Origin of the sequence: Candidatus Accumulibacter similis (assembly GCA_013347225.1) — a bacterium.
GTDB classification, from domain to species: Bacteria; Pseudomonadota; Gammaproteobacteria; order Burkholderiales; family Rhodocyclaceae; genus Accumulibacter; species Accumulibacter similis.
The window spans coordinates 2,134,892-2,150,292 of record CP054595.1 but is presented as its reverse complement, the minus strand read 5'-3'; the positions used below and the strand labels follow the sequence as shown (position 1 = coordinate 2,150,292).

Genomic DNA, 15,401 nt, shown 5'->3' with positions numbered 1-15,401 from the left:
CAGAGCAGGAATCAGGGCTGGCCGACGCCCGTGCTGCCCGTCAAGCCCGCAGTCAGCCGTTCCCAAGGCCTCTCGTGCGGCAAGTCCACCGCCGCGATGAGCGATCCATCACGGGCGGTGTAGGTCTCGGCAAAGGCGGCCGGCGAGACGGAGCGAACCCTGCGCTCGCCGGTCTCCGGGTTGACCGAGACGAGGAGGAAGACGCCACCTTCAGCGCCGAGATGCAGGTCGCCGACCGATGCCGGACCGGGCACGAATACGGCTTGAACCATCTCGTTGGCACGCAGGTGAAGGCCGAAACAGGGCATACCGGTCGCCGCATCCGCAACCACCGTCAGCGATCTGGCCGCATAGGCGCGAGTCGAGTCGTAGCGGTCGTCGAGACCAATGCGCTGCGCACGCTCGAGCAGCAGCAGCACACGCTCCACCGAGTCGAGCGCGGACGGGCCGCCCATGTCCGCAACGAAGGTCTGCAGCGCCTGCGCCTGCGCCTGCGCGGCTGTCGGGCGGTTGAAGATGACGATCCCGTCACCCGCACTGCTGACTCCCTGAAAGGTAGCGTCCTCGTAGTTGAAGAAGACGACCCCCCTGGGTACCAATCCGTCCGCTCCGACAATCGGCCGGCAGTGCCAGTCCTCAAGGGGGTATCCGGCCTTCGGGTGCGGCAGCCCGGCCAAGGGGTGCCGCGATCCATCCCGCTGCCGCATGTCCGGCGGATAACGCGCCGGATAGCGCAAATCCTCGCCCGTGAAAGCAGGGATCGGCACCACGAAGCGCGACGCCTTGTGCCGATCATGGCTGGGCAACACCATGGCCGCCGCATCGAACCGGATCGCCTCGATGGAAAAGCACGGTGCGGTTGCGTCGATGTTCATTGAAACTGGTCTCCCTCGTGTCCTGGGCGGACTGTCAAGATGGCTCCACCTGGCTACAGGCGTCTTCGCGGTAGATCTCGTGCCGTCGGACGTAGTCCGCCACTTTCGCCGTCAGCCCGGCGGCGGGCCGGCCGTCGCGAAGCGCCTCGCGAATGGCGGTCGACGACAGACCACGATCGAGGTCGTCGATCGTGGGCACCGGTTGTCCGTCGACTGACGACGGCAGCGGTGGTCCGTCATGCCGGTCGTTCACAAGGATCTGGACCCCCCGTGGCCGCTGGCCCGGCGTCAAGCCGGCATACCAGCGCAGGGCGTCACTGCCCAGAATGACAAAGACCGTAGCCGCCCGGTGCAGTTGCCGCACACCTTCGAGCAGCTCCCACAGTTCGCCCCCACCGAAGCGATCGTCGGCGTTGGCCTGCACCACACGGATGCCTTCCACGCCATCGAAAAGGAGGCTGGTCATTGCCACCCGGTGCTCGAGCGGCTGCATGCATTTGATCAGCCGCCAGTGCCGAAGCCCCGCCTTCACCGACGGCGCCGGGCGCGCGGTCAACCAGGAAATACGGCATGCCCAGTTGCGCTGCGTGGTCGATGCGCTGCGTGGTCGATTCCCTCTCCGACGATGCTGCCGCCGCCGACGAATACGGCATAGCCGCCGTGCGCCTCGGCAACGGTCAGCGCGGCCAGCAGGGGCGCCGACCAATCCTGATGGGCTCCGGCAAGCACCACCATCTCCACCATGCCGATCTCGGCCGCAATCGCACCTTGCTGGATGAAGCCGAAGACGTCGTAGCCCCTTGCTCGGATGCCACCGTGCGCATCGATGGTGATCGTCGAGTGGGCACCGGCGCGTCGATGCGATGTATCCGCCATCAGCCTCAGGAAGCCTTCTGCCTTCAGCGGACCCGGTACGTCGCCAAAGGGCGAATGGCCGACGATCTCGGTGTCGATCCCAGCGGCGCGCAGATAGGCGATCGCCTGCTCGTCGGGCGCGCGGAAGTTGCCGCGCTCGCGCTGACGGAACGGATAGATCAGGCTCACATCATTCATGAACAGCGCACCCGAGCCCGCGCGAGCACTCGCGTCCCAGATGGCGTCCGCGTAGCGGATGAATCCGTCGGGGAAGCTGGCCTCCCGACCCTGCGAGCGGACTGCCCGTTCGATCAGTTCCATCTGCTCACGCCCATAGGCGTTCAGCGCCGTGATCCACTACCGCGCGTCCGCGATGCGGCTCGTGGCGCCGGGAACGAAACCAATGTTCGACCGCGAGACGCCGCCGTGATCGATGAGGACGTTGCCGTGCAGGATGGCAACCTGCCCGAGGCGCAGAAATTCGAACATTGTCCCGCCCGGCTGCAGCCGAGCGACGTAGTCCCCGGCGGCCTCCAGGCTGGTCACGAGATGTCCACGAATCTCACCGAGCTCCTGCTGGTGAAATTCGAAAGCCCGCGAAGCGCCCTGCCGCATCAGCCAGTGGGCGATGCGCCGGTCGAGCGTGTCGCGCCCGACCCCGCGCGCACGCGCCGCACTGCCGTCGACCAGCGGTACCCCGTCTGCGGACCCGGTGTCGGTCTGGCGGTACAGCCAGGCTTCGTAATCCGGCGACCCGCGCGCGAGCAGCGGCAGATCGCGCAGCAATACATGGGCTCTCCGGCCTCGGGCGGCCGGAACACGCGGGCACGGATTGCTCGGCGCGCTGCCTGGCATGGGCGGCGGGTACATGACGTCGAAGGCTTCGCTGGCTCGGGATCCGGTTGCACCCTGCTACCGATGCGTGCACCAAGGACAGCAGGCGCGGGCGAACCCTGCTCAGGACATGAGTCGTGATTCCTTGACCGAAGCCAGACATGGCCGCTGACGAGCGATGCCGTCCCTGGCAATGTGCCGGGCGGGACGCTCCGAGCGCTACACGTGCCGGCGAAAATGCGCTACCGTTCGGGGCTTGCGCGGCGGACGGGCAGCCGGACCAGTCGCCCGGGCAAACAGAGAGGACATGCAGACAGACGTGAAAAGACAGCGCGCCACGATCATCGTCGAGCTTGACGGCCGCATCCTGCTGGTCGAGAACCGCGGCGGACTCGTCCTGCTGCCGGGCGGCGGGGTGCATGCCGACGAGTCGCGCCTGCAGGCGGCCGCCCGCGAGCTCGCCGAGGAAACGCGCCTGGTGGCGCAGTCGCTGCTCTTCCTCTTCGACCACGAGTCGCCAACCAACCGCCATGCCGTATTCTGGGCGGCAGCATCGGGGGTTGCGCTTGCCGGCGATGACGCGACGGCACTGCACCTGTTCGCTGCCGGCGACACGGCGCTGGGCGAGCGCATGTCGGCGGCCAGCCGCCAGATCATCGAGCGTTTCCTCGACCTGCCGCGCGACGCCGCCGGTGTTCCCCGGCTACCCGCCAGCGCGCTCGAATGAGTCCCGAAACTGCCCGGCAACCGGCAGCACCTGCGCTTCACCGGCAAACCGGCGTCGGCGATGATGGCGTGCCGGGAAGGCACCATGCAGCAGGCGGCGGCTCGACGACGATCGGCTCGAGCTGCGCACGGCCGGCGGCGCGCTGGCGGTGAGCCTTGCGGCAGGGAAAGCTGTGGCTGCCGGAGGTCGATCTCGAGGTAGACGCAGCCGCGGCGCAGGGCTGGCGCCGCCCCCCCGGCTCGCCAGGCTCGGCCTGCAGGCCACCCTGGCCGGGAAGCGGTGAGGCTCCTCCGTCGCCAGGAATGCCAGATGGCGGATGGAGCTGGTCGGCGAACGGCCGCAGCGATGCCGCCCGGTCGCCAGGCGGTCACGACCAGGCGCGGCAGCGGGTATAATGCGAAGCTCTTTGACCCAGCGAGCGACGCCACCATGGAAGCCGAACAACTCAACAGCATCGAGAACCGCATCGCCGATGTCGCCGAGCGAGGCAACGAGCTGCGGAGGTATCTTTGACTACGATCAGAAGGCAGATCAGTTAAGGGCCGTCGCGCGCGAACTGGAGGACCCGAAGGTCTGGGACAACGCCGAGCGCGCGCAGGAACTCGGCCGCCAGAAGCGCTCGCTGGAAAACGTCGTGCTGACGCTGGACCGCGTCGCCGATGGCCTGCGTGACGCCGGCGAGCTGTTCGCCATGGCCCGCGATGAAGGCGACGACGACACGCTGCAGGCGGTCCTCGCCGACATCGACGGCATCGAGAAGGAGGTCGCCGCGCTCGAGTTCCGGCGCATGTTCAACAACCCGGCCGACCCGCTCAACTGCTTCCTCGACATCCAGGCAGGCGCCGGCGGCACCGAGGCGCAGGACTGGGCGGCGATGCTGCTGCGCATGTACCTGCGCTACGCCGAGCGCAAGGGTTACGCGGTCGAGGTGCTCGAGGAATCCGAAGGCGAGGTCGCCGGCATCAAGACGGCGAGCATCCGCATCTCCGGCGACTACGCCTACGGCATGCTGCGCTCGGAAACCGGCATCCACCGTCTGGTGCGCAAGTCGCCGTTCGACTCGAACGCCCGTCGCCATACGAGCTTCTGCTCGGTGTCGGCCTACCCCGAGATCGACGATTCCTTCGCCGTCGAGATCAACCCGGCAGACCTGCGCATCGACACCTACCGCGCTTCCGGCGCCGGCGGCCAGCACATCAACAAGACCGATTCGGCGGTCCGCATCACGCACCTGCCGACCAACATCGTCGTCCAGTGCCAGAACGACCGCTCGCAGCACCGCAACCGCGCCGAAGCCATGGCGATGCTGAAGTCGCGCCTCTACGAGGCCGAGATGCGCAAGCGGCAGGCCGAGCAGCAGAAGCTCGAGGACGCCAAGTCCGACATCGGCTGGGGCCACCAGATCCGCTCCTACGTCCTCGACCAGTCACGAATCAAGGACCTGCGCACCAACGTCGAGGTCGGCAACACGCAGGGCGTGCTCGATGGCGACCTCGACCAGTTCATCGAAGCCAGCCTGAAGCAGGGAGTCTGAGCCGTGCCACCCGGTCTGCCGCGACGCGCGGGCAGAGGCGGCGCGGCGACCTGCACCACATCCCACTGATCGCGAGAAAGCCGCACACCATGTCCCAGCTCGACCAGCCGCAGCAGAACCCGCCCGACGCCCCGGCACAGGACGAAAACCACATCATCGCCGAACGCCGCGCCAAGCTCGCCGAGCTGCGCCAGCTCGGCCCGGCCTACCCGAACGACTTCGCGCGCGAGAACACGGCCGGCAAGATCAACGAGCTCTACGACGGCAAGCGCAGCGAAGAGCTGGCGGAGACGCCGGTCGAGGTACGCGTCGCCGGCCGCATCATGCTCAAGCGGGTGATGGGCAAGGCGTCGTTCGTCACGCTGCAGGATCTCTCGGGCCGCATCCAGGCCTACGTCAGCCGTGACGACATCGGCGAGGAAGCCTACTCGGCTTTCAGGCGCTGGGACATGGGCGACATCGTCGGCGTCGTCGGCACCCTCTTTCGCACGCGCACCGGCGAACTGACGATCCGCAGCACGGCGATCCGCCTGCTGACGAAGTCGCTGCGGCCGCTGCCGGAGAAGTTCCACGGCCTCACGGACCAGGAACAGAAGTACCGCATGCGCTATGTCGACCTAATCACCAGCGAGCAGTCGCGCTTCACCTTCGCCGTCCGCAGCCGCATCGTGCAGTCGATCCGCGGCTACATGGTGCATCATGGCTTCCTCGAGGTGGAAACGCCGATGATGCACCCGATCCCCGGTGGCGCGACGGCACGGCCTTTCCAGACGCACCACAACACGCTCGACATGGATCTCTTCCTGCGCATCGCGCCCGAGCTCTATCTCAAGCGACTGGTCGTCGGTGGCCTGGAGAGGGTTTTCGAGATCAACCGCAACTTCCGCAACGAGGGCATCAGCCCGCGCCACAACCCCGAGTTCACGATGATGGAGTTCTATGAGGCCTACTCGGAGTACCGGCAGCTGATGAACTTCACCGAAGGGCTGCTGCGCCAGAGCGCGCGCGAGGCGCTCGGCTGCGAGGTCTTCGAATACCAGGGCCGCACACTCGATTTCGCGCGCCCCTTCGCCCGCCTGACGATCGTCGAGGCGATCCGCCAGAGCCATCCCGGCTTCAGCGTCGAGCAACTGGGCGACGCCGCTTGGCTGCGCGACCGGCTGCGGGCGATGAAGGTCGACTGCCCACCCAGCGCCGGCCTCGGCGCGCTGCAACTGCAGCTCTTCGAGGAGACGACCGAAGCCGACCTCTGGCAGCCGACCTTCATCATCGACTACCCGGCCGAGGTCAGCCCGCTGGCCCGCCGCAGTGACCGCAACCCGGAGATCGCCGAGCGCTTCGAACTGTTCATCGCCGGGCGCGAGATCGCCAACGGCTTCTCCGAACTCAACGACCCGGAAGACCAGGCGGCCCGCCTCCTCGAGCAGGCACGCGCGAAGGAGGCAGGTGACGAGGAGGCGATGTACTACGACGCCGATTACGTGCGGGCGCTCGAGTACGGTCTGCCGCCGACCGCCGGCTGTGGCGTCGGCATCGACCGCCTGGTGATGCTGCTCACCGACGCGGCGAACATCCGCGACGTCATCCTCTTCCCGCAGATGCGCCCGGAATAGGAGCGCAGCCGGCACGCACCGACGCGACAGCCGATGGACCGCCACGCGATCGTCATCGGGGCCGGCCTCGCCGGCAGCAGTGCCGCCGAACGCCTGGCGGCGCGCGGCTGGCGGATCAGCCTGGTCGAGCGCGCGGCGGCCCCCGGCGCGGGCGCCTCGGGCAATCTCGCCGGCGTCCTGCGGCCACTGCCGTCACTCGACGACAACCGCCTGGCGCGGCTGACACGTGCCGCTTTCGAATACGCCCTCGCCCACTTGCAGGCGCTCACTGCTGCCGGCCTGCCGCTGCGCTGGGGACAGACCGGAGTCCTGCACCTGGCACGCGACGAGCGCCACGCAGCCAGCCAGCAACGCGTCGTCGCCGAGCAGGCACCGGCCGCCGGCTACCTGCGCTGGGTCGCGCGCGAGACCGCCAGCGAACTCGCCGGCTGGCCGGTGGCCGGTGGCGGCTGGTGGTTTGCCGGAGGCGGCTGGGTCGATCCGGCCTCGCTGTGCCGCGCCAACCTCGCCCGCCACGGCGCCGCGGTGATGCCGCACTACGGGCTTGCGGTCGAGCGCGTCGAGTACGCTGCGGGCTGCTGGCGATGCTTCGCCAGCAGCGGCGAAATCATCGCCGCGGCGCCGATCCTGGTCCTCGCCAACGCCGGCGACGCCCGCCGTTTCGCTGCCACCAGCCACCTGCCGCTGCGCACCGCGCGCGGGCAGGTGTCGCACCTGCCCGCCGCCGCCGGCTCGGCGCCGGGAGTCGTCGTCTGCCGCCTCGGCTACGTGACGCCGGCGATCGACGGCCTGCGCTGCGCCGGCGCCACCTTCGCGGTAGACGACGACGAAGCCGGGCTGCGCGGGGCCGATCACGCCGACAACCTGGCGCGGCTCGAATTCATCCTGCCCGGCTACAGCCGGCACATCGACGCCGCAGAACTCGGCGGTCGCGTCGGCTTCCGCCCGCTGTCACCCGACCGCCTGCCGATGATCGGCGCCGTCGCCGATGCGGCAGCCTTCGCCGCCGGCAGCGCTGCCGCCACCCTCGCCGACCTGCGCCGCGTCCCCGGCCTGTTCCTGGTCAACGGCTTCGGCGCCCGCGGCATCGTCTGGTCGGCACTCGCCGGCGAACTGCTCGCCTGCCTGATCGAGCGCCGCACGCCGCCGCTCGCCGCCGACCTCGTAGCCGCCGTCGACCCCGGCCGTTTCCTGCTCCGTCGCCAGCGGCAGCACCGGCACTCCGGCGTCGGGCAGCGGCAAGGCGGTGGCGGGCCGCTGGCATGCGGCAATGGCTGACGGACGCGAACCGGCAGCGATGGGCTTCAGCTTCCATTACAGCGAGAGCGAGGATCGCATCGCCCTGCATGCTCCGACCGAGGACGACGAAACCGTCGTCTGGCTGACGCGCCGGATGACCGCCGGCCTGCTGGTGGCGCTGGCGACACTGCTCGCGCGCAGCAACCCGAACGCCTTGCGGGCGCCCGAGCACGCCGCCGAGATCCTCGGCTTCGAGCACCAGAATGCGCTCGTCGTCGCCAGCGGTGGCCAGGGACTCAGGCTGCAGGCGAGCAGCTTGCCACGGACGCTGCCGGCGCGCCTCGTCGAGCATATCGAACTCACGGCGCTGACGAACGGTCGTGGGCGCATCGCGCTGCGCGCCGGCGACAGTCGCCTCAGCCTCGAGCTGCCGCGCGAGAACCTGCACCTGCTCTACGATCAGGTGATCGGCCTGGCGAAGCATGCGCACTGGAATCTCGAACTCGGTGAACCGTGGGCGGCCTCTCCCGCGACCGCGGACAGCGAGCCGCGCATCACGCACTGAGGGCGATGGCCGCCGCCGGCCATGAACCGCGGCGCCAGCGGTGGGCGCGGCGGCAGTCCCCACGCATCAACATGCTTCAGCCGCCCGCAGGCAGCGCGGCGAAAACGCCGGCCCGCGCGTTCTCGCTGACCGCTCGCGCAGCCGGATGGGTCAACCGCCGTTCGGCTGAAATGAGGAAGAATCGCTCGCGCAGTTCCTCCGTCTCGCCCAGCTTGACGACCCGGTAGTGCGTGGTCACGTCCGGCACGCTCGCCGCGGGCGTCGGAAAGACCCCCGCGCCGGCCTCGCCGAAAGCCTTCAGCAGAGCGCTGTCGTCGAATTCGCCGACGATGCGCAGCCGCTTCCCGTGCCGTTCCAGCCAGCGGGGCAGGGTTCCGTGCAGTGCGCTGTCGCGTCCCGGCAGGAGCAGGGGCGCGCCATCCAGACAATCCGGGAAGCCGCCGCTCAGTCGCGCAGCGAGCGCCGGTGCGGCCATGAAGGCCACCCCCGATTCGCCGAGCGGATGGCTGTAGCCCTTGATCTCGGTGCCCGGCGGCAGCGGACGGTCGGCCAGCACCATGTCGAGGCGGTGGATCGCCAGATCGGCCAACAGACGTTCCAGCCGGTCCTCCTGGCAGATCAGGCGCACCGCGGCCGGAAGTTCGAGCACCGGCGCCAGCAGGCGATGGGCAATGAACTTCGGCACGACGTCGGCGATGCCGACGCGGAAGGTGATGAAACGCCCGTCGCTGCCATTCTTCAGCAGGTCTTCCAGCTCCGCCCCGGTCTGGAAGATCTCCTCGGCGTAGGAGAGCGCCAGCTTGCCGGTCTCGGTCAGTTCCAGGCGGCGCCCGACGCGCCGGAACAGCGCCACGCCGAGCCGTTCCTCGAACTGGGTGATCTGCCCGGAGAGCGTCTGGGGCGTCAGGTGCAGTCGCTCCGCCGCGCGGCTGACGCCGCCCGAGCGGGCGACAGTGACGAAGTAGTGCAGATGCCTGTAGTTGATCACGCGGCTTCCTTGATTTCGATTTTTTCGATCATATCGCATCTTTATATCTGTTTGTGTCGAACATTGAACGTCCCCATAATCGGCCTGTCTTCTTCCCACCCTGACCGAGGAATGCCATGAACCTGCAAATCCAGGCCAACGACTTCGCCCTGACCGATGGGCTGCGACAACATGTGGCGACGCGCCTCGCCTGCGCCCTGAATCATGGCCAGGAGGTCGTCACGCGCGTCGTCGTGCGTCTCGCCGACGTCAATGGCCCGCGCGGTGGCGAGGACAAGTGCTGCAGCATCGAAGTGCGCCTCAAGGGTGCTCCTGCCCTGCTCGTCGAGGATACCCAGAGCGACCTTTACGTCGCCGTCGATCGCGCGGCCGGGCGCATCGGCCGCACCCTCGACCGCCACCTCGCCCGCCGGCGCGCTGCTGCCGTGGCAGCGGGCAGCCAGCAGCCACCGCCCAGCGAGGAGATGCCATGACCGTGCGGTTCGGGGCGTCACTGATGGGGCCCTGTCGTGGCACCCGGCTGTCGTTGGCCGTGGCAGCGCCGGATATCGTCGTCGTGCGCATCGGCGCTGCGGTGCCGGGCTCCGGCTGCCGGCACGGGGCTGCGACACGCGCCTGCGGCCAACGCATCGCGCTGACGCGCGGCAACACGCGGAGTCGTGCATGACCACCGGTGTCGACAGTTTCGCCAGCGGCCCGATGTGGGCCGGCTTCATCGCCTTCGTGCTCGGCATGCTGGCGCTCGACCTGTTCGTCTTCGGGGGCCGCAAGGCGCACCGCGTATCGGTCAGGGAGGCGCTGGCCTGGGTGATCGCCTGGGTCTGCCTTGCGCTCGCCTTTGCCGGCCTGCTCTGGTGGCATCTGCACGGCACCCAGGGGGCCGAGGTGGCGCAGCGCAAGACGCTCGAGTTCCTCGCCGGCTACCTGATCGAACAATCGCTGTCGATCGACAACATGTTCGTCTTCGTCATGATCTTCAGCTACTTCGCGGTGCCGCCGGAACTGCAGCGCCGCGTGCTGCTGTATGGCGTTCTCGGCGCCATCGTCATGCGCGCCGGCATGATCCTCGCCGGCGTCTGGCTGGTATCGGAGTTCGCCTGGGTGCTGTACGTCTTTGGCGCCTTCCTGGTGATCACCGGCATCAAGATGCTGATCTTCGCCGATCATGAACCCGACCTCGAGAAGAACCCGCTGCTGCGCTGGCTGCGGCGGCATTTGCGCATCACGCCGGGGTTCCACGGCGAATCCTTCTTCGTCCGCCAGGACGGCGTCCTGTGGGCGACGCCGATGTTTCTCGTGCTGATCCTGATCGAGGCCAGCGACCTGGTGTTCGCGGTCGACAGCATCCCGGCGATCTTCGCCGTCACCACCGATCCATTCATCGTGTTCACTTCGAACATCTTCGCCATCATGGGCCTGCGCGCGCTGTATTTCCTGCTTGCCGACATGGCGGACCGCTTCCACCTGCTGAAGTACGGCCTCGCCCTGGTGCTGGTCTTCATCGGCGGCAAGATGCTGGCGGCGCCGTGGTTCCACACGCCCATCCAGTGGTCGCTGGCGATCGTTGCCACGACCATCCTGATTTCGGTGGTGGCCAGCCTGGCCCTTTCGAAACCCCAGGCGACAGCAACGGGAGAAGCACCATGAGCCAACCGAGCGACGTTCCCGCGGCTGCGGGTTGCGAGCGCGACGCCGATGGCCGTCTCGTCGGCCTGGTTTTCGACAGCGCACCACCGCTGCCGGCGCCAAACGACAATCCCTGGCTGCTCGCCGTCGACGGTTCGGACAACGCGTTGCGCGCCGTCGCCCATGCCGTCCGGCAGGCCGGAGCGATGACCGCCTGCGCGCTGCACCTCGTCAGCGTTCAGCCCTGGCTCAGCCGGGAAGCGGCGGCAGCCGAACTCGCGCTGCGGGCCTGGCACACCACCGCGCGCGCACGTTCGCTGCTCGATGCGCACGGCCAGCCGTGGCGGCTGCATGTGGCGATGGGCGAGGCCGCCGAACAGATCGCTGCCCTGGCCGCGCGCCTCGGTTGTTCGGTCATCGTCATCGGCGGTCGTGGGCTGGGTTTCGGCGAAAGCCTGCTGCGCGCTGCGGTGGCCAACAAGCTGGTGCACCTCTGTCCGTGCCCGCTGCTGCTGGTACCTTGAGCACACCGTCCGGGCAGGCGCCGGATCCGGCAACAGCTCCGTCGAACGACCTGGCGACCCGACGACGTGTCACGCGCCAACCTGGCCTGCGCAGCGCAGCATGCCCGCAGCTGGCTATCGACCGCGCGCCGGGCCGCCGTGGCGCCACCGGCACGTCGCCGAAATCGCCATGACGGCGGCCATGAACACGTTCCCTGACGGCAAGAGACGCCAGCGCGTCCGCGCCTGGGTCGAGCAGCCGCGCGTCCAGAACGGCATCATCGGCCTCATTCTGGTCAATGCCGCGCTGCTCGGCCTGGAAACCTCGAGCAGCGCGATGGCAGCGGCGGGCGGCCTGATCGTCCTGCTCGACCGAGCCATCCTGGCCGTTTTCGTCGGCGAGATCGCCCTGCGCCTCTACGCCCACCGCGCGGCGTTCTGGCGCGACCCCTGGAGCGTCTTCGACTTCGCCGTGGTCGCCATCGCGCTGCTCCCGGCAACCGGGCCACTAGCCGTCCTGCGCGCGTTGCGCGTGTTGCGGGTGCTGCGCCTGCTGACGATGGTGCCTTCGATGCGGCGGGTGGTCGGTGCCTTGCTGGCGGCGATTCCGGGGCTCGGGTCGATCGCCATGGTGCTGCTGATCGCCTACATCATCGTCAACGCCATGCAGAGCTACACCGAGGCGGAGCAGCGCGACACGAAACGGGCCGTGGAGGCGGCGCGCGAGCACATCGAGGCCGACCTGCACGCCGAGATGCGCAGCCTGCGCGACGAGATCCGCGTCCTGAAATCGTTGCTGTCCGGCAACGCCAGCAACCCGCCCGCGCTGGCGCCGGACCGCACCGCCAGCGAAAGGCGATGAAACAGGGAGCGCAACCCCTTCTTTTTCCTCACTCGGAGACCACGCCGGTGACCATGCCTGAGCCCACATCGCGTTCCCATCCCGACGACGAGTTGCCCTGGCACGCCCGCGCCGCGGCGGCCGCGGCCAGCGACCTGGGTGTCGAGCCTGCGGCCGGCCTGAGTGCCACTGAAGCTGCCGCCAGGCTCGCCCGCCACGGTCCCAACCAGCTTGCCAGCAAGGCACCGCGCGCGGCGTGGAAGAAGTTCCTCGACCAGTTCCGCAATTTCCTCGTCATCGTGCTGCTCGGCGCTGCCGTGCTGGCCGCAGTGGTGGGCGATCTCAAGGACGCACTGGTCATCGCCATCGTCGTGATCCTCAACGCGACGCTGGGTTTCTTTCAGGAACACCGGGCCGAAGCGGCGCTGACGGCGCTGAAGAACATGCTGGCACCGATCGCACGTGTCCGCCGTGACGGGCAGATGGTGCAGATCGCTGCGGTCGACCTCGTGCCGGGCGACATCCTGCTCCTCGAAGCCGGCGACCGCATCCCGGCCGATGCGCGCGTGCTCGATGCCCATGCGGCCGAGGTGGCGGAAGCCGCGCTCACTGGCGAATCGCAAGCGGTGGCGAAGAGTCCCGAGGAGGTCGCGGCAGGTTCAGCGCTGGCTGAACGGCGCAGCATGATCTTCATGAACACCGTGGTGACGCGCGGCCGCCTGGAGGCCGTCGTCACCGCCACCGGCATGCGCAGCGAAATGGGCAGGATCGCGGGCATGCTCGCCGACTGCGCCGACGCCGCGACGCCCTTGCAGGTGCAGCTCGACAGGCTCGGCAAACGGCTGGCAGCGATCGCCGGCGTCGTCGTCACGCTGATCCTGGTCCTCGGCATCGTGCGCGGCGACGCCCTCCTGGAGACCGCGATGACCGCAATCGCCCTGGCCGTCGCGGCAATTCCCGAAGGCTTGCCAGCGGTGGTGACGGTGACTCTTGCGCTCGGCATGCACCGCATGGCCAGGCGCCACGCGATCGTCAAGAAACTGGCGGCGGTTGAGACGCTGGGCTGTACGACGGCGATCTGCTCCGACAAGACCGGCACGCTTACGCTGAACCAGATGACGGCTCGCCGCCTCTATTGCCTCGGTCGCCGCTTCGCCGTCGACGGCGCAGGCTACGGCGGTACCGGCAGCATCCGGCCGGAGGACGGCCAGGGTACGCCCGACTGGGTACCGCTGCTGGCGCCAGCCGCGCTGTGTTCCGACAGCCGCATTCACGACGGCGAACTGGTCGGTGACCCGACCGAGGGTGCGCTGCTGGCGTTGGCGGCAAAGGGTGGGTTGGACCTCGAGGAACTCGCCCGACGCAACCCGCGCGTCGCCGAAATCCCGTTCGACTCGGCGCACAAGTTCATGGCCACTTTTCACCACGACGGCGCCGTCGTGCGCATGTGGATCAAGGGCGCGCCCGACGTGCTACTCGCACGCGCTCGACGCCATCTCGCCGCGACCGGCGAGATGGCCATCGACAGCGCCGCCGGCGCCGCCTTCGCGTCCGAGAACGCCGCCCTCGCCGAGAGCGCGATGCGCGTGCTGGCCCTTGCCGGAAGGACCATTCCGGCGACCGACTTCGACCCCGCCGGCGACCTGATGCGCTGGACCGACGATCTGACCCTGATCGCTCTGGTCGGCATCATCGACCCGCCGCGCCCGGAGGCGAAGGAAGCCATCCGGGTCTGCCAGGCCGCCGGCATCGCGGTGAAGATGATCACGGGCGACCACCCCGCAACCGCCGCTGCCATTGCGCGCGACCTCGGCCTGAGCGGCGTGGCGCGCGAAGGCCGCGAGATCGAGGGCCTTGGCGGTGCGGCGCTGAGCGAGATGGTCGAAGCTACGGCCGTCTTCGCCCGCGTCGCGCCCGAGCACAAGTTGCGCATCGTCGAGGCACTGCAGGCGCGCGGCCATGTCGTCGCCATGACCGGCGACGGCGTCAATGATGCACCGGCACTGAAGGCTGCCGACATCGGCGTCGCCATGGGCATCACCGGTACCCACGTCACCCGGGAAGCCGCCACCATGGTGCTCACGGACGACAATTTCGCCAGCATCGTCCGTGCGATCGAAGAGGGACGCACCATTTACGACAACATCGTCAAGTTCGTGCGCTTCCAGCTATCCACCAACAGCGGCGCCATCCTCACCGTGCTCGGCGCACCGCTGTTCGGCATGCCCATACCGTTCACCGCAATCCAGATCCTTTGGGTCAATATCATCATGGACGGCCCGCCGGCGATGACGCTCGGCATCGAGCCGCCGCGGCCCGGCATCATGCACGACGCGCCCCGCGCAGCCGAAGCCCACATCCTGAGTGGCCCGCGCCTCTGGCGCCTGGGCCTCTACGGCCTGACCATGGCGGTCGGTACGCTGGCCGCCTACGCCTGGGGCGCACACGCAGGAAAGGGCGATGGCAGCGGCCAGGCCCATGCCGTGACGCTGGCCTTCACCACTTTCGTCCTGTTCCAGTTCTTCAACATCTTCAATGCCCGCGCCGAGTTCGGCAGCGCCTTCAATCGCCAGTTCTTCACCAACGGCAAGCTCTGGCTGGCACTCGCCGGCGTCGTCGCCCTGCAGGTGGTCGCCGTGCATTGGGGGCCGGCACAGGCGGTATTCGACACCGTCGACCTGAGCCTCGACGACTGGCTGCTGGCGACGGCGATCGCGTCGACGACGCTGCTGCTGGAAGAGGCACGCAAGCTGTTGATCGTGCTCGGCAGTGCTCTTTCGGCGAAGCTGAAGAGCGCACTCGGCCGGACGTAGGCCCGAAGTTCGGATCTCCAGCCACGGATCCTTTCGTGACAGGCTCTTGCCACCGATCCCGATTCGGGACTATGCTGACGCATGCGAATCATTGCCCTCAGCTACCTGCGATCATTCTGGGAGAGCAATCCGGATGCGGAGCAGCACTTGAAATCGTGGGCAGATGAGGCCAGGAAGGCCAGTTGGAGGCAGCCGGCGGACATCAAGGCTCAGTACCGAAACGCCAGCATCCTCAGGAATCGCCGGGTCGTGTTCAACATCAAGGGCAATGACTATCGCCTGGTGGCCTCGGTAGCGTATCGCTACCAGGCTGTCTACGTGAAATTCGTCGGCACACACGCCGAGTACGACTTGATTGACGCCGAAACCGTCGAAATGGATCGCTGAC

At 68.3% G+C, this 15,401-nt stretch carries 18 protein-coding genes; 13 read left to right on the top strand and 5 right to left on the bottom strand.

Features of this window, described 5'->3' with window-relative positions; genetic code table 11:
* Positions 1–11: 11 nt before the first annotated feature.
* Genes HT579_09890 through HT579_09875 form a run of 4 tightly spaced genes read right to left on the bottom strand, consistent with a single transcriptional unit; the run spans position 12 to position 2,516 of the window.
* On the bottom strand, positions 12–875 hold the full coding sequence (locus HT579_09890) for a hypothetical protein (protein ID QKS29193.1): 864 nt from the start codon (positions 873–875) through the stop codon (positions 12–14).
* 34 nt (positions 876–909) lie between these two features.
* On the bottom strand, positions 910–1,368 hold the full coding sequence (locus HT579_09885) for a hypothetical protein (GenBank protein QKS29192.1): 459 nt from the start codon (positions 1,366–1,368) through the stop codon (positions 910–912).
* 59 nt (positions 1,369–1,427) lie between these two features.
* Complete coding sequence (locus HT579_09880; protein ID QKS29191.1) at positions 1,428–2,051, bottom strand: hypothetical protein; 624 nt, start codon at positions 2,049–2,051, stop codon at positions 1,428–1,430.
* Between the two features lie 36 nt (positions 2,052–2,087).
* The gene (locus HT579_09875; GenBank protein ID QKS29190.1) at positions 2,088–2,516 is read right to left on the bottom strand and encodes a hypothetical protein; all 429 of its coding nucleotides are present in this window, start codon (positions 2,514–2,516) and stop codon (positions 2,088–2,090) included.
* Between the two features lie 367 nt (positions 2,517–2,883).
* On the opposite strand from HT579_09875, the gene HT579_09870 reads away from it, so the two are divergent.
* The 6 genes from HT579_09870 (at position 2,884) to HT579_09845 (ending at position 8,242) form a co-directional block, all read left to right on the top strand.
* Entirely contained in the window at positions 2,884–3,291 is a 408-nt protein-coding gene (locus HT579_09870) for an NUDIX domain-containing protein (protein ID QKS29189.1), read from the top strand.
* Between the two features lie 309 nt (positions 3,292–3,600).
* The gene (locus tag HT579_09865; GenBank protein QKS27483.1) at positions 3,601–3,804 is read left to right on the top strand and encodes a peptide chain release factor 2; all 204 of its coding nucleotides are present in this window, start codon (positions 3,601–3,603) and stop codon (positions 3,802–3,804) included.
* Positions 3,721–4,825, top strand: a protein-coding gene (prfB, locus tag HT579_09860; protein QKS29188.1) for a peptide chain release factor 2 whose coding sequence is annotated in 2 segments (ribosomal slippage) — positions 3,721–3,801 and positions 3,803–4,825 — 1,104 coding nt in all. Because the reading frame shifts where the segments join, the coding sequence is not laid out codon by codon here. Before HT579_09865 ends, prfB begins: the two co-directional genes overlap by 84 nt.
* An 89-nt stretch (positions 4,826–4,914) precedes the next feature.
* The gene (lysS, locus tag HT579_09855) at positions 4,915–6,438 is read left to right on the top strand and encodes a lysine--tRNA ligase (protein ID QKS29187.1); all 1,524 of its coding nucleotides are present in this window, start codon (positions 4,915–4,917) and stop codon (positions 6,436–6,438) included.
* A gap of 33 nt (positions 6,439–6,471) precedes the next feature.
* Entirely contained in the window at positions 6,472–7,716 is a 1,245-nt protein-coding gene (gene mnmC / locus HT579_09850) for an FAD-dependent 5-carboxymethylaminomethyl-2-thiouridine(34) oxidoreductase MnmC (protein ID QKS29186.1), read from the top strand.
* Positions 7,709–8,242 (top strand): hypothetical protein, encoded by a 534-nt coding sequence (locus tag HT579_09845; GenBank protein ID QKS29185.1) that lies wholly within the window; start codon positions 7,709–7,711, stop codon positions 8,240–8,242. The genes mnmC and HT579_09845 overlap by 8 nt, the downstream gene beginning before the upstream one ends.
* 76 nt (positions 8,243–8,318) lie before the next feature.
* Here HT579_09845 and nhaR read toward each other — a convergent pair whose 3' ends face one another.
* Complete coding sequence (gene nhaR, locus HT579_09840) at positions 8,319–9,230, bottom strand: transcriptional activator NhaR (protein QKS29184.1); 912 nt, start codon at positions 9,228–9,230, stop codon at positions 8,319–8,321.
* 116 nt (positions 9,231–9,346) lie between these two features.
* Here nhaR and HT579_09835 point away from each other — a divergent pair, with 116 nt between their 5' ends.
* The 7 genes from HT579_09835 to HT579_09805 all read left to right on the top strand — a co-directional run bounded on the left by HT579_09835 (position 9,347) and on the right by HT579_09805 (position 15,400).
* Entirely contained in the window at positions 9,347–9,703 is a 357-nt protein-coding gene (locus HT579_09835; protein QKS29183.1) for an HPF/RaiA family ribosome-associated protein, read from the top strand.
* On the top strand, positions 9,700–9,897 hold the full coding sequence (locus HT579_09830; GenBank protein ID QKS29182.1) for a hypothetical protein: 198 nt from the start codon (positions 9,700–9,702) through the stop codon (positions 9,895–9,897). Before HT579_09835 ends, HT579_09830 begins: the two co-directional genes overlap by 4 nt.
* Complete coding sequence (locus HT579_09825; GenBank protein QKS29181.1) at positions 9,894–10,877, top strand: TerC family protein; 984 nt, start codon at positions 9,894–9,896, stop codon at positions 10,875–10,877. Before HT579_09830 ends, HT579_09825 begins: the two co-directional genes overlap by 4 nt.
* Entirely contained in the window at positions 10,874–11,380 is a 507-nt protein-coding gene (locus tag HT579_09820; GenBank protein QKS29180.1) for a universal stress protein, read from the top strand. The genes HT579_09825 and HT579_09820 overlap by 4 nt, the downstream gene beginning before the upstream one ends.
* A gap of 181 nt (positions 11,381–11,561) precedes the next feature.
* Positions 11,562–12,221 (top strand): ion transporter, encoded by a 660-nt coding sequence (locus HT579_09815; GenBank protein QKS29179.1) that lies wholly within the window; start codon positions 11,562–11,564, stop codon positions 12,219–12,221.
* 53 nt (positions 12,222–12,274) lie between these two features.
* Positions 12,275–15,013 carry an HAD-IC family P-type ATPase gene (locus HT579_09810; GenBank protein QKS29178.1) on the top strand — a complete coding sequence of 913 codons (2,739 nt, stop codon included), beginning with the start codon at positions 12,275–12,277 and terminating at the stop codon, positions 15,011–15,013.
* Between the two features lie 81 nt (positions 15,014–15,094).
* On the top strand, positions 15,095–15,400 hold the full coding sequence (locus HT579_09805) for a type II toxin-antitoxin system HigB family toxin (GenBank protein QKS29177.1): 306 nt from the start codon (positions 15,095–15,097) through the stop codon (positions 15,398–15,400).
* Position 15,401 lies beyond the last annotated feature (1 nt).

Bases quoted from the DNA above. Each gene is read 5' to 3' on its own strand.
- HT579_09890 (QKS29193.1), bottom strand. From the start codon at position 875: ATGAACATCGACGCAACCGCACCGTGCTTTTCCATCGAGGCGATCCGG.
- HT579_09885 (QKS29192.1), bottom strand. From the start codon at position 1,368: ATGCAGCCGCTCGAGCACCGGGTGGCAATGACCAGCCTCCTTTTCGAT.
- HT579_09880 (QKS29191.1), bottom strand. From the start codon at position 2,051: ATGGAACTGATCGAACGGGCAGTCCGCTCGCAGGGTCGGGAGGCCAGC.
- HT579_09865 (QKS27483.1), top strand. From the start codon at position 3,601: ATGGCGGATGGAGCTGGTCGGCGAACGGCCGCAGCGATGCCGCCCGGT.
- lysS (QKS29187.1), top strand. From the start codon at position 4,915: ATGTCCCAGCTCGACCAGCCGCAGCAGAACCCGCCCGACGCCCCGGCA.
- mnmC (QKS29186.1), top strand. From the start codon at position 6,472: ATGGACCGCCACGCGATCGTCATCGGGGCCGGCCTCGCCGGCAGCAGT.
- HT579_09845 (QKS29185.1), top strand. From the start codon at position 7,709: ATGGCTGACGGACGCGAACCGGCAGCGATGGGCTTCAGCTTCCATTAC.
- HT579_09835 (QKS29183.1), top strand. From the start codon at position 9,347: ATGAACCTGCAAATCCAGGCCAACGACTTCGCCCTGACCGATGGGCTG.
- HT579_09830 (QKS29182.1), top strand. From the start codon at position 9,700: ATGACCGTGCGGTTCGGGGCGTCACTGATGGGGCCCTGTCGTGGCACC.
- HT579_09825 (QKS29181.1), top strand. From the start codon at position 9,894: ATGACCACCGGTGTCGACAGTTTCGCCAGCGGCCCGATGTGGGCCGGC.
- HT579_09820 (QKS29180.1), top strand. From the start codon at position 10,874: ATGAGCCAACCGAGCGACGTTCCCGCGGCTGCGGGTTGCGAGCGCGAC.
- HT579_09815 (QKS29179.1), top strand. From the start codon at position 11,562: ATGAACACGTTCCCTGACGGCAAGAGACGCCAGCGCGTCCGCGCCTGG.
- HT579_09810 (QKS29178.1), top strand. From the start codon at position 12,275: ATGCCTGAGCCCACATCGCGTTCCCATCCCGACGACGAGTTGCCCTGG.
- HT579_09805 (QKS29177.1), top strand. From the start codon at position 15,095: ATGCGAATCATTGCCCTCAGCTACCTGCGATCATTCTGGGAGAGCAAT.